General features: G+C 36.6%; 13 protein-coding genes. All 13 read left to right on the top strand.

From position 1 onward, the window contains the following. The first annotated feature begins 23 nt into the window (after window positions 1–23). The gene (gene rplS / locus DLJ74_RS10775; protein ID WP_054787575.1) at window positions 24–368 is read left to right on the top strand and encodes a 50S ribosomal protein L19; all 345 of its coding nucleotides are present in this window, start codon (window positions 24–26) and stop codon (window positions 366–368) included. Between the two features lie 128 nt (window positions 369–496). Beyond that, entirely contained in the window at window positions 497–1,057 is a 561-nt protein-coding gene (lepB, locus tag DLJ74_RS10770; protein ID WP_054787574.1) for a signal peptidase I, read from the top strand. A 33-nt stretch (window positions 1,058–1,090) separates the two neighbouring features. Further along, window positions 1,091–1,942, top strand: coding sequence for a ribosome biogenesis GTPase YlqF (ylqF, locus tag DLJ74_RS10765; protein WP_054859511.1), 852 nt, complete (start codon window positions 1,091–1,093; stop codon window positions 1,940–1,942). Window positions 1,943–2,095: 153 nt separating this feature from the next. Further along, window positions 2,096–2,869, top strand: coding sequence for a ribonuclease HII (locus tag DLJ74_RS10760; RefSeq protein ID WP_425454580.1), 774 nt, complete (start codon window positions 2,096–2,098; stop codon window positions 2,867–2,869). Between the two features lie 11 nt (window positions 2,870–2,880). Next, window positions 2,881–4,905 (top strand): hypothetical protein, encoded by a 2,025-nt coding sequence (locus DLJ74_RS10755; RefSeq protein ID WP_109984445.1) that lies wholly within the window; start codon window positions 2,881–2,883, stop codon window positions 4,903–4,905. Continuing rightward, complete coding sequence (locus DLJ74_RS10750) at window positions 4,902–5,177, top strand: EscU/YscU/HrcU family type III secretion system export apparatus switch protein (RefSeq protein ID WP_054787568.1); 276 nt, start codon at window positions 4,902–4,904, stop codon at window positions 5,175–5,177. Before DLJ74_RS10755 ends, DLJ74_RS10750 begins: the two co-directional genes overlap by 4 nt. Before the next feature lie 153 nt (window positions 5,178–5,330). Next, complete coding sequence (sucC, locus tag DLJ74_RS10745; RefSeq protein ID WP_109984444.1) at window positions 5,331–6,497, top strand: ADP-forming succinate--CoA ligase subunit beta; 1,167 nt, start codon at window positions 5,331–5,333, stop codon at window positions 6,495–6,497. 115 nt (window positions 6,498–6,612) lie between these two features. Continuing rightward, a complete protein-coding gene (gene sucD, locus DLJ74_RS10740; protein ID WP_109984443.1) occupies window positions 6,613–7,515 on the top strand; it encodes a succinate--CoA ligase subunit alpha in 903 nt (300 codons plus the stop codon). A 63-nt stretch (window positions 7,516–7,578) separates the two neighbouring features. Next, the gene (gene dprA, locus DLJ74_RS10735; protein ID WP_054859507.1) at window positions 7,579–8,496 is read left to right on the top strand and encodes a DNA-processing protein DprA; all 918 of its coding nucleotides are present in this window, start codon (window positions 7,579–7,581) and stop codon (window positions 8,494–8,496) included. 227 nt (window positions 8,497–8,723) lie between these two features. Beyond that, entirely contained in the window at window positions 8,724–10,802 is a 2,079-nt protein-coding gene (gene topA, locus DLJ74_RS10730; protein WP_109984615.1) for a type I DNA topoisomerase, read from the top strand. A 463-nt stretch (window positions 10,803–11,265) separates the two neighbouring features. Continuing rightward, window positions 11,266–12,183, top strand: a complete 918-nt coding sequence (gene xerC / locus DLJ74_RS10725; protein WP_109984442.1) for a tyrosine recombinase XerC — start codon at window positions 11,266–11,268, stop codon at window positions 12,181–12,183. Window positions 12,184–12,203: 20 nt separating this feature from the next. Continuing rightward, window positions 12,204–12,743: an ATP-dependent protease subunit HslV gene (gene hslV, locus DLJ74_RS10720; RefSeq protein ID WP_054787622.1), complete on the top strand. Its 540-nt coding sequence runs from the start codon at window positions 12,204–12,206 to the stop codon at window positions 12,741–12,743. An 11-nt stretch (window positions 12,744–12,754) separates the two neighbouring features. Beyond that, window positions 12,755–14,155, top strand: coding sequence for an ATP-dependent protease ATPase subunit HslU (gene hslU, locus DLJ74_RS10715; RefSeq protein ID WP_109984441.1), 1,401 nt, complete (start codon window positions 12,755–12,757; stop codon window positions 14,153–14,155). The last annotated feature ends 2 nt before the right edge of the window (window positions 14,156–14,157 follow it).

The raw sequence follows: 14,157 nt of genomic DNA, 5'->3' as shown, positions 1-14,157 counted from the left end.
TGGTTTGGAAGGAGTGTAATAGAATGCAAAAATTGATCGAAGAAATTACAAAAGACCAATTACGTACTGATTTACCTGAATTTCGTGCTGGTGATACGGTAAAAGTTCACGTGAAGGTTGTCGAAGGTAACCGTGAACGTATTCAGGTATTTGAAGGTGTAGTAATTAAACGTCAAAATGGTGGCATCAGTGAAACATTTACTGTTCGTAAAATTTCTTACGGTGTAGGAGTGGAACGTACATTCCCAGTGCATTCACCACGTATCGCAAAAATCGAAGTATCTCGTCGTGGTAAAGTTCGTCGTGCGAAGCTTTATTATTTACGTAACCTACGTGGTAAAGCTGCTCGTATTAAAGAAATTCGCTAATGTAACAAAATGTGAAAGGAGCTTGCATTGTCAGGCTCCTTTTTCTTCTATATACAATTATTTCCTTATAAAGTAATTATGCAATCAAAGACTAAATCTACTTAGTTGTTAAGAAAGGAACTTCCTATATGGCATCCAAAAAGAATGATTGGGTCGAATGGATAAAGATTTTGTTGGTAGCTGTAGTCATCATTGTTTTTGTACGAATGTTTATAGCAGTACCAATCGTTGTAGAAGGGCCATCGATGTTACCAACTTTAGAAAATGGAGATCGATTAATTGTAGAAAAACTAAGTGTTACCTTTAATCAGATTGAGCGATTTGATGTCGTGGTCTTCCATGCAACCATGAAGAAGGATTATATTAAACGAGTCATTGGGTTACCTGGTGACAAAATTGAGTACAGAAATGATCAATTGTACGTAAATGACCAACCAGTGGATGAACCATTTCTAGCTGAGGTAAAATCTCAATTAGAAGAAAATACAACTTATACAACTGATTTTTCACTGGAGGAAGACATAAAGGGAAATAAAGAAGTAGTACCTGAAGGACATGTTTTCGTACTTGGGGACAATCGTACGAACTCGACAGATAGTAGGCAATTAGGTTATATTCCGATGGATGATATCGTTGGAGTTGCTAAATTAACGTATTGGCCTATTGACAAGATTAGCTTATTAGAATAATGATATGAGACAATATAGAAATAAGGTGATGATATGACCATTCAATGGTTTCCTGGCCATATGGCAAAAGCACGTAGAGAAGTGCAGGAAAAATTAAAGCTTGTGGATTTTGTCATCGAGCTAGTGGATGCTAGAGCACCATACTCGTCACAGAATCCTATGCTCCAACAACTTCTTAACAATAAATCAAAAATGTTAGTGTTAATGAAAAAAGACTTAGCAGATCAAGAAATCACGGAACAATGGCTACAGTATTTTCAAGCACATACTATAACAGCGGTGACAGCTAATGTGAATAATCGTAAGGATATTCAAACAATAGTCGAAACGGCAAAAAAATTAGGACAGGCTAAGTTGGAACGTTTGAAAAAAAAGGGTGTAAGACCAAGGGCAGCAAGGGCAATGATTATAGGAATTCCAAATGTAGGAAAATCGACATTGATTAATCGTCTTGCCAACAAAAAGATAGCAAAAACCGGTGACCGACCAGGAGTGACGAAAAGTCAACAATGGATTAAAGTGAAAAATGACTTTGAACTATTAGATACACCTGGAATACTATGGCCGAAATTTGAAGAGGAATCTGTTGGACTCCGATTAGCGGCGATAGGTACCATTAAGGATCAGCTACTGCCAATGCAGGAAATTGCTGCATTTATCATTCGATATATGAAGGAATATTACCCAACCAATATAGAGGAGCGCTACCAATTATCAGACCAATTAGAAATGTCGGAAATATTCGAACAGATAGGAACAAGACGAGGATGCCTTGAAGCGGGAGGGTTCGTCAATTACGAAAAAACGGCAGAAGTTATCATCCAGGATTTAAGAAACGGAAAGCTAGGAAATTTAACACTAGAAGAGCCAAATATAGATGACTAAAGGCATTCCATTATAGAAGAATGTCTTTATTTTTTATGAAAAAGTGCCGATATAAAGGGTGACTTATCAAGATGTGTAACATTCGTTACTTTTTAAATAATCTTGAGTGATAACCTTGCCTTACGGTTTAATACAGTGATAAAAGAAAATGAGGTGGAGGATTTGGATACAAAATGGACAGTCCAAAAAGTCAAAGACTATCTATTCAACAGTGAATGTAGTGCTGAAATTATAGAAGAATTTAGACAGGATCATCGCAAGGGTGTACAAAAGCTACTTGTACAATATGATCGGAAGCAAGCCCAAATAGCTAAAGCTATACGGCATTTTGAGCATATGAGTAGTTACGAAAAAAAGCACTGGGAAAAGGGCAAGTTACATATTGTGGGAATAGACGAAGTAGGAAGGGGACCTCTAGCTGGACCAGTTGTGGCGGCAGCGGTTATCTTACCAAAAGAATTTCAACTGATTGGAATTGATGATTCCAAAAAATTAAGTAAAGAAAAACGCGAGGAATTTTACGAGCATATCATCGAACAATCATTAGATTATAATATCGGTATCATTGAACCGAGTGAGATTGACCAAATAAATATCTTTCAAGCAACCAAAAAAGCTATGAGACTAGCTTTAAATGGATTATCCAAAGATATTGAACATATCTTAATTGATGCAATGCAACTAGAAGGACTAGCTTATCCGAGTGACTCCATTATAAAAGGTGATCAAAAGAGTATTTCTATTGCAGCAGCAAGTATTGTTGCAAAGGTTACGCGTGACCGCCTGATGGAAGAACTTCATCTATCTCATCCACACTATGATTTTCATAAAAATAGTGGGTATGGTACAAGGGCTCATATAGAAGCAATTAAGAAATATGGGTTGACTAAACACCATCGAAGAAGCTTTTTAAAATCTTTGACTTAGGAGGGTTATTTATGAGTTTGCAAAATATTGCAAATCCTTTTTCATTAACAAAACCAAGCACCTTAAAGCAATTACCATCATTAAAGCCTGGTCAAATGATTTCTGCAAAAGTATTAGAGCTTTTCCCTAATCAAAAAGCTACCATTCAAGTGAACGGAAAAGAAATAGTAGCACAATTAGAAACAGCCTTGACAGCGAAGAAAAGTTATCTCTTTCAGGTTATATCCGCTGGAGATGTTACAAGAATTAAAAAAATAACCGAAACACCTCAAAAAAATGACGGTAGTATAGATCGCTTACTACAGCAATTAGGAATACCCTCAACGAAAAACAGTCGTTCCTTATTTGCACAAATTGTCGCACAACAGATACCTTTCTCTAATAAAGCAGGTAAGGAATTAGCTCAATTAATTGAGTTAATAGGTGGGAATAATCAAAATCAACAAATCCTTTTAACTATGCTAGCGAAGGACTTACCACTAACAGAAGAAGTTTTTAAAAGTTTGCAGCAAATACTAACACAATCATTAGGAAGTCAAATGAGTGAATTGAATGACATGTTGGAAGTAATGTTGAAACAGAAGTCACTTGTCATGAATGAGAAGCACTTTTCTTTATTATACGATAAATTGCAAGTAATACTCGGTAACAATCTGTTGACTAATGAAGGTAATACGAAAAACTATTTGACTATGAACATCCAAACGATTAATGCATTATTAAAAAAAGCAGGATTATCCAAGGAGATTCCAATTTCTCGATTTTTACAAATAATCGAACAATCGAATTTACAGCATCCATTACTATCTGCTGATCAAATCCAAAAGTCGTTATCAAATAGCGGAATGCTTGCAAAATTGACGAATCATTTATCGTCAGATGATTTGGTAGTCTTACAAAAATGGATAATGACAACTTCTCATTTTCCAATAGAACGCCAAGCTTTAGAAGTCTTACTGCAACACGATTTTCAAGCAATGCAGCATTTATCGACAAAGGATAAAGGCTTACTACAACAGCTATCCCAATCATCCTTCTATTTATTATTAAAAGAGGCAGCCAAACAATTAATGACAAACCAGCCTTTTATTCATCAAGAACAACAACAGAGCTTCGGGCAATTAGTAGGTAGATTGGAGAATGCTCTAGAGAATAATCTACCGATTGGATCAATCAAATCATTAATAGCAAGTCATTCTATTTTTTCTGTATTATTGAAAGGATTATCAGCAGATGATGCCCAATTTATCCGGTCATGGATGGATCAAAATCAGCCATTGAATAATAGTGATCAACGTGCAATACAAATACTTACAAAGGTAATGGGGCAACAATTGACGCAAGATGAAATGTTTGTAGCAAGAGAGATTTTGCAGAGACTCGATCAGATGAATCCGAATGATCCACAATCTGTTAAAAACCATTTTATTACATTAATAAAGCATTTTATAGAAACAAGTGGAATACAGGATGAAGCACAGCTACTTAAACAAAAAGGACAACAGATAGAACCGCTTTCCTTGAAGCAAACACTTCTGCTACTCTCGCAGCATTCCACTGACAGTATCGGGGATAAAATGACTAGATTATTACAAACATTAACAGGATTACAATTACAGATGGTAAATGATCATCAAATGTATGAGCTTAATCTACAAATACCCGCAGAGAAATTAGGTCTTGCAAATGACATAGTGCTACAATTCGCAGGAAAACGAAAAAATGAGAGTGATGAGATTGATCCAGAATATTGCCGAATTCTATTTCACCTTGATTTGAATCAACTAGGGGAAACGATGATTGCCATGTCCATCCAAAAAAGAATCGTCCATATTACGGTCTACAATGATAAAGAGTTAGCTCCACCTCTTTTATCTATGTATAAACCCCAGCTAGAAGAAAGGTTGGAGGAACTTAACTATCAACTTACCTCTGTTGTTTGGAAAAAGATGAGTGATCAACAAATTGGTAAATTACCCCGTCAACCTTATATAAAAGAATCTACACGTACAGAAGGGATTGACTTTCGCATATGAGTAAGGAGAAGCAACAAAAGGCTAAGGCAGCAGCACTCCGATTTGATCGTGATGTAGACAATGCACCTAAGGTTACAGCTGTTGGAAAAGGGTATGTTGCTGAAAATATACTTGAAAAGGCCCTAAAGCATCAGATTCCAATTCAATCAGATCCTACCTTAGTCGAATTACTTTCTGAATTGAACATTAATGAGACAATACCAGAAGAGTTATATCAAGCAGTAGCAGAAGTGTTTGCCTATATTTATCAAATAGATCAACAATCAAAATAGTTACACAGGCCAATCTTTACTATAAAAATGAGATGGAAAGAAGGAAGATTGAAATAAAATGAAGTTTCATATTATTTAGAGTATTTTGTAGACAATTGCTGTCCTTTTTTTATACAATGAGAATGCAGTGATTAATTGATGGGAGGATGGAAGATGAATATTCACGAGTATCAAGGCAAAGAAATTCTGCGTAAATACGGAGTGGCTGTTCCGAATGGGAAAGTAGCATTCACAGTAGAGGAAGCTGTCGATGCTGCCAAAGAATTAGGTACAGAGGTATCGGTAGTTAAAGCGCAAATTCATGCTGGGGGAAGAGGAAAAGCAGGTGGTGTGAAGGTTGCGAAAAATATCGATGAAGTTCGTACATATGCAGATGAAATTTTAGGCAAGACACTTGTCACACATCAAACAGGTCCTGAAGGTAAAGAAGTAAAACGTTTACTTATCGAAGAGGGCTGTGATATTAGAAAAGAATATTACATCGGTTTAGTATTAGACCGTGCTACTTCAAGAGTTACGATGATGGCTTCAGAAGAAGGCGGTACAGAAATCGAAGAGGTGGCTGCCGAAACACCTGAGAAAATTTTTAAAGAAGAGATCGATCCTGTTACTGGATTAATGCCATATCAAGCGAGACGCCTTGCTTTTAATATCAATATTCCAGAAGAATATTTATCGAAAGCGGTTAAATTTATGCTCGGATTATACAAGGTATTTATCGAGAAGGATTGTTCTATCGCAGAAATCAATCCATTAGTGACAACTGGTGATGGAGAAGTATTAGCACTAGATGCGAAATTAAACTTTGATGATAATGCATTATTCCGTCAAAAGGATATTGTCGAATATCGCGATTTAGAAGAAGAGGATGAGAAAGAAATAGAAGCATCCAAATATGACTTAAGTTATATTGCTTTAGATGGAAATATTGGTTGTATGGTAAATGGAGCAGGACTTGCCATGGCCACAATGGATATTATCAAACACTACAATGGTGATCCAGCCAACTTCTTAGATGTTGGGGGCGGTGCGACAGCAGAAAAGGTAACAGAAGCCTTTAAGATTATCTTATCGGATAAAAATGTAAAGGGCATTTTTGTTAATATTTTCGGTGGTATTATGAAATGTGATGTCATTGCAGAAGGGGTAGTCCAAGCTACGAAAGAAGTGGGCTTGAAGATTCCACTCGTTGTCCGTCTTGAGGGTACTAATGTCGATGCTGGAAAGAAAATTCTGGCTGAATCTGGTTTAAACATTACACCAGCAGAGTCAATGGCTGATGGTGCCGAAAAAATTGTCTCATTAGTAAACCAAGCTTAATAGAGTTGTTTTAAGGAAGAAGCGCAGAGGAGCGTGCTGATCTTCATAGCTCTATAGGTTATCACAGTCCAGAATTTTATAAATTCCTAGAAAGTGAATAAGGAGGAACCATTACATGAGTGTTTTTATTAACAAAGATACAAAAGTGCTTGTTCAAGGTATTACTGGATCAACTGCACTTTTCCATACTAAACAAATGCTAGAATATGGAACGAAAATTGTCGCTGGTGTAACACCAAAAAAAGGTGGGCAAGAAGTAGAAGGTGTACCTGTATTCAATACAGTAGAAGATGCGGTTAAAGAGACAGGAGCGAATGCATCAGTTATTTACGTGCCTGCGCCATTTGCAGCAGATGCTATCATGGAAGCAGTAGATGCAGAACTTGATTTGGTTATTTGTATTACGGAGCATATTCCTGTTATGGATATGGTCAAAGTTAAGCGCTATATGGAAGGAAAGAAAACGAGATTAGTAGGTCCGAATTGTCCTGGTGTTATTACTCCAGAAGAATGTAAAATAGGTATTATGCCTGGGTATATTCACAAAAAAGGTCATATCGGAGTTGTTTCCCGTTCAGGAACATTGACGTATGAAGCAGTTCATCAATTATCAGAAGAAGGATTTGGCCAATCAACAGCTGTTGGTATTGGTGGGGACCCTGTAAACGGAACAGATTTTATTGATGTTTTAAAGGCGTTTAATGATGATCCCGAAACAGAAGCGGTTATGATGATTGGGGAAATTGGAGGAACAGCGGAGGAAGAAGCAGCAGAATGGGTAAAAGCTAATATGACCAAACCTGTTGTTGGCTTTATTGGTGGACGTACGGCACCTCCAGGTAAGCGAATGGGGCATGCAGGTGCGATCATTTCTGGAGGTAAAGGAACCGCTGAAGAGAAAATTAAAGTAATGAACAGCTGTGGTATCCAAGTGGCAGAAACACCATCTGTGATGGGTGAAACACTCATTAAAGTCCTCAAAGAAAAAGGACTCTATGACAAATGTAAGACACATTAATGTTTACTAGGAAGAGATAGCTTCCCTTATCTCTTCCTTATTTAAATCAAAGGACGTGAATAGATGGATAAAAAAAGCTTAAGACTCCTACATTTAAAACAAATTAGAGGGGTTACGAGACCAATTATTTGGAAACTGTTAAAGTCAGACCCTCAACTTCAAAACATATATGATTACAATTTGAAAGATTTGCGAGATATCCTTCGTGTAGATCCGCAAAGAGCAGAAGCACTTTATCAAGGATTACATCAGACCTCGTTACAAAAAGAAATTCTACAAGACCTACAACAATATCAAGCTATTACCATTTTTGATAAGAATTATCCACCACAGCTCCGCTTTATCCCAGATCCTCCTCTTAGCTTATACTTAAAAGGAAATATAGATATATTGACACATCAACCGAATATCAGTATTGTAGGTACACGCTATCCCTCTGATGCTGCAAAAACCATTATGCAAACATTATTGAAGCCTTTAATTAATGAAAAATGGCTATTGGTAAGCGGAATGGCCCTTGGTATTGATGGTTATGTGCATGAATTAGCCATGAAATACGATTCTCCTACAATTGCGGTGCTTGGTAGTGGTTTCCGTCATGTCTATCCTAAACAGCATGTGGAAATGTATCAAAACCTATCCAGGCATAATCTCGTCATTTCTGAATATCCTCCATATAAAACACCTCAAAAATACCATTTTCCCGAAAGAAATCGCATCATAAGTGGATTAACGTTTGGTACTTTAGTGATAGAAGCAAAAGAAAAGAGTGGTTCATTGATAACTGTTGACCAAGCATTAGAACAAGGGAGAGAAGTTTTTGCAGTACCTGGTTCTGTTTTATGCCCAACTAGCAGAGGGTGTAATCAATTAATCAAGGACGGTGCAAAATCAGTGCTTACAGGACAAGAAATAATCGAGGAATGGCATGATCAAAAAGTTAAATGGATCGAAATATTAAACCATTCACCACAATCTTAACTAGTATCTAAGCGGTAGCTAAATGGGTAAATGACTAAATAAAAGGAGTTTTTTTACATTTAATTACTGAAGGATATTTTTTATTCATTATTTGACAAATCATACAAAAGTATTTAATAATAGGGAAGATTTATCTTATTCATTAAAAGAGAAATAGTTGAATAAAATTTGAAATTTCGATAATGTACTATTTAATAGGAAGTAACCTCTTGGGAGGGTTAGAATTTATGGCACAATATCTAGTAATCGTCGAATCACCTGCTAAAGCTAAAACAATTGAAAGATATTTAGGTAAAAGATATAAAGTAAAAGCATCGATGGGGCACATTCGAGATTTACCTAAAAGTCAAACAGGGGTAGATGTCGAAAACAATTTTGAACCAAAGTATATTACAATTAGAGGAAAAGGTCCGGTTTTAAAAGAACTAAAAACAGCTGCCAAAAAAGCAGATAAAGTTTTTCTAGCAGCCGACCCCGACCGCGAGGGAGAAGCTATTGCATGGCATTTAGCTCATAGCTTAGACATTGATATACATTCAGATTGCCGAGTGGTGTTTAATGAAATTACTAAGGATGCAGTTAAAGATTCCTTTAAGCATCCGAGAAAAATTAATATGGATCTAGTCGATGCACAACAAGCCAGAAGAATATTAGATCGTTTAGTTGGTTACAATATCAGCCCGCTATTATGGCAAAAGGTCAAAAAAGGGCTTAGTGCAGGAAGAGTGCAATCAGTTGCTGTTAAGATGATTATCGACCGAGAAAATGAAATAAAGAATTTCAAGCCGGAGGAATATTGGAGTATCCAGTCTCTCTTTTCTAAGGATGGCCAACAATTTGAAGGCAATTTCTATGGTTCTAATGGGAAAAAAGTAGAATTAAAAACAAAAGAAGATGTAGATAAAATTTTAGCAAAATTGAAGGGTGACTACTTTTTAGTAGATAAAGTTAATAAAAAAGAAAGAAGACGAAATCCTTCACCAGCATTTACTACATCCTCCCTTCAACAGGAAGCAGCTAGAAAATTGAATTTCAGAGCTCGAAAAACAATGATGATTGCACAGCAATTGTATGAAGGAATAGATTTGGGTAAAAAAGAAGGTGGAATCACCGGACTTATTACCTATATGCGTACCGATTCTACGAGAATCTCAACCACTGCACAAAACCAAGCGAGAGATTTTGTTGATCAAAAGTATGGGAAATCCTATATAGGCTCTAACAAACAAGCTAAGAAAAGTGAAGGCGTACAGGATGCGCACGAGGCAATTCGACCGACAAATAGCTTTCGTGATCCACAGTCATTAAAAAATGTACTATCAGGAGATCAGCTTAAACTGTACAAACTAATTTGGGAACGATTTATTGCTAGTCAAATGGCCCCTGCTGTTATGGATACAATGACTGTTCATTTGCTAAATGAAGGAATAGAATTTCGTGCTACAGGATCGAAAGTTAAATTTAAAGGCTTTATGAAGGTTTATATTGAGGGTAGTGATGATCAGGAAAATAAACAAGAGAAGTGGCTACCAGAAATAGAAGAAGGAATTAAAGTAAAATCGGAAAAAATGGAACCTAGTCAGCATTTTACTCAACCTCCTCCGAGATATACAGAGGCGAGACTTGTTAAGACAATGGAGGAAAAGGGAATTGGACGACCTTCAACCTATGCCCCTACACTGGACACCATTCAGAGACGAGGCTATGTAGCGTTAGACAATCGTCGATTTGTTCCAACTGAGTTGGGAGAAATCGTAAGTTCTTTAATGGAAGAGTTTTTCCCTGAGATTATCGATGTCGCTTTTACAGTCAAAATGGAAGATGACTTGGATGCGATTGAAGAAGGGAAAACGGAATGGATAAGAATTATTGATCAGTTTTACCAAGGGTTTAGTCAACGCCTTTCCAAAGCTGAAGAAGAAATGGAAAAGGTTGAAATTAAAGACGAACCTGCAGGAATTAATTGTGAAAAATGCGGACATGAAATGGTCTACAAAATGGGGAGATATGGCAAATTTCTTGCCTGCTCTAATTTTCCTGACTGTCGAAATACAAAACCGATATTAAAAGAGATCGGAGTAAAGTGTCCTAAATGTAAGGATGGAAATATTGTAGAACGAAAAACAAAACGGAAAAGAGCCTTTTATGGATGCGATAATTATCCGGAATGTGATTTCATCTCATGGGATAAACCTATTGGACGAAATTGTCCAAAATGTCATACGATGCTCGTCGAGAAGAAAAGTAAAAAAACGGCACAAGTACAATGTCCTCATTGTGATTATAAAGAAGAGGCACAGAGCTAAACAGTTTGAACTTGCTATCTAATACTGATAGCAAGTTTTTGTTTTTTTAAGGTAAGTAAGCATAAAAATATGACTCAATAGATAAGGAAAAGCGCAATGGGCCAGTTTTAAAGCTGAATGAAAGCTGACTAAATACGGACTATGCGTTAAGGCGTCGGCATACCCCTATGAAGGGGGCATGATTCCTTTATCTCAGTTGGTTTGCACCAGTCGCTACGTTTTAAACAGGCGCCTAGCGCTTTTGTTCTTCGCCTTTATATTTTAGGGAGGTACCTTTTTGATTGGTCTAGACAAGAAATAGGTGATACAATGGAATGGACACGGTAATAATATAATTATCGTTTTATGATTTAACTTGATGGGAATAGAATAGTATAAAGGTTAAAGATTTGACAAATTGGTTAACGAACTTGCGATACACTTAGGATTATGATAAGATTTTATCGCTTATTAGAGGTGAAAAATGGAACCCTTTACGAAGGAATGGTTACTTTATTTAGATTACTTACAAATAGAAAAGAATGCTGCGAAGACCACGATTCAAACATATCAAAAGGATGTAGAACATTTTTTTCAATTTATGTACAAAGAGAACATGACTAGACTACAAGAGGTGGATCACAACATCGTGAGAAATTATTTGTCTCAGTTATACGAAAGTGGTCTTTCCAAGCGCTCCGTCACTAGACATATATCGACACTTAGAAGTTTTTATAAGCTTCTTGTAAGGGAAGCGGTTGTCGATTCAAACCCTTTTCAGCATATAACCCTACCTAAAAACTCTAAGCCAATTCCTGGTTTCTTATTCCAAGAAGAGCTCGACACCATATTTTCTACTATTGATCGTACGACAGCATTAGGACAAAGAGATGCCGCGTTATTAGAATTGTTATATGCGACCGGAATTCGTGTAAGTGAATGCGCCAGTTTAAAAATAGAAAATATTGATTTTAGCTTAAAGACGATTTTAGTATTAGGAAAAGGGGATAAAGAAAGATATATCCCTTTTGGTGAGTTTGCAGAAGATGCTTTAAAAACATACATAAATGATGGACGTAACCAGCTAATGGGAAGTAAAAGCATTCCAAGTAATTTTGTGTTTTTAAATGCAAAAGGAAGCCCACTTACTGTAAGAGGAATGCGATTAATTCTAAGTAAAATGGTAAAAAAGGCTGGGCTTACCATCCACTTACACCCCCATAAATTACGTCATACATTTGCTACACACATGCTAAACAATGGGGCAGATCTTAGGGCAGTTCAAGAATTATTAGGCCATTCAAATTTATCTTCAACACAGATATATACGCATGTTACAAAGGATAGATTAACAAGTATCTATCAATCGGCACATCCGAGAGCAAAAAATAGTAATAAATAGGAGGTATCGTGATGAATGAACTGAATCAATTACATGCAACAACTATCTTTGCTATACAGCACAATGGTAAAGCAGCAATGTGTGGAGACGGCCAGGTAACACTTGGGAATCAAGTTGTAATGAAACACACGGCTAAAAAGGTGAGAAGAATATTTAAAGGAAGAGTTTTAGCAGGATTTGCTGGATCTGTTGCAGATGCGTTTACTTTATTTGAAAGCTTTGAAGCAAAATTAGAGAGTTATGATGGTAACTTATCAAGAGCTGCTGTTGAATTAGCCAAAGATTGGCGTAATGATAAATATTTACGGAAATTAGAAGCCATGTTAATCGTAATGAATGAGAAGGAGCTTTTACTCGTTTCAGGTACAGGTGAAGTGATTGAACCAGATGATGGAATACTAGCGATAGGCTCAGGTGGTAATTATGCACTAAGTGCAGGAAGAGCATTGAAGAAGCATGCTTCCCACCTCAGTGCAAAAGAAATCGCAAAGGCTTCCTTAGAGACTGCTGGAGAAATATGTGTATTTACCAATGATCAATTAGTTTTAGAAGAGCTTTAAGGAGGAGAATCATGTCAATAAATTTAACACCTAAACAAATCGTGGAAAAATTAAATGCCTATATCATTGGCCAAGAAAGTGCAAAAAAGGCTGTTGCTGTTGCCTTAAGAAATCGATATCGAAGAATGCAATTAACAGAAGAGCTAAGAAATGAAATCGTTCCAAAGAATATTTTAATGATCGGTCCAACCGGGGTAGGAAAAACGGAAGTAGCTAGAAGATTAGCTAAATTAGTTGGAGCCCCTTTTGTTAAAGTGGAAGCAACAAAATATACGGAAGTTGGTTATGTTGGACGGGATGTCGAATCGATGATTAGGGATCTAGTTGAAACATCTGTACGAATGGTTAAAGAAGAAGAAATGGAGCTCGTAAAGGGAAAAGCAGAGGAGGAGGCGAATAAGCAACTTGTAAAATTATTAGTACCAGATAAAAGAAAGGCAAATCATTCGAAAAATCCATTTGAAATGTTCTTAAACCCCAATCAACAAAAATCTAATGATACAGAAGAGGAATCAAGTGAACAAGCGGAAACGATGAAACAAAAAAAACAACAAATGAAAAGCCTATTGGATCTAGGAGAACTTGAAGATAATATCGTTTCAATAGAGGTAGAGGAACAAACGCCATCTATGTTTGATATGCTACAAGGATCGGGAATGGAACAAATGGGAATGAATATGCAAGATGCACTAGGTCAATTCATGCCAAAGAAAAAGAAGAAACGAAAATTGAAAGTAAAGGAAGCAAGAAAAATATTAACACAGCAAGAAGCACAAAAGTTAATCGATATGGATGAAGTGACACAAAAAGCAATCGAGCGAGCGGAACAGACAGGTATTATATTTATCGATGAAGTGGATAAAATTGCTGTCAAGCAAGAGCAATCCGCCACCGTTTCTAGAGAAGGTGTCCAACGAGATATCTTACCAATTGTCGAGGGATCCTCCATTGTAACGAAATATGGACCAGTAAAAACGGATCATATGTTGTTTATTGCAGCAGGGGCGTTTCATATGGCAAAGCCATCGGATTTAATTCCAGAACTTCAAGGAAGGTTTCCCATTCGTGTAGAATTTGAGAAATTGGCAGTAGAAGATTTCGAACGAATATTGATAGAACCTTCTAATGCGTTATTAAAGCAATATAAGGCACTGTTAGAAACGGAAGGAATCACCATAGAATTTGACCAAAAGGCGATTACTCGAATAGCAGAAATCGCATATGAGGTGAATCAAGAGACAGATAATATTGGTGCAAGAAGGTTGCATACTATCCTAGAGAAATTACTGGAAGAACTATCTTTTGAAGCTTCAGAGATTGGGATTGGCAATATACAAATTACTGAAAATTATGTCAATGAGAAACTTAAATCTATTGCGAAAAATAAAGACTTAAGCGAATTTATTTTATAGAT

It is taken from the genome of Gracilibacillus dipsosauri, from assembly GCF_003176895.1.
Classification (GTDB): domain Bacteria; phylum Bacillota; class Bacilli; order Bacillales; family Amphibacillaceae; genus Gracilibacillus; species Gracilibacillus dipsosauri.
This window is presented reverse-complemented; position numbering and strand designations above follow the sequence as displayed.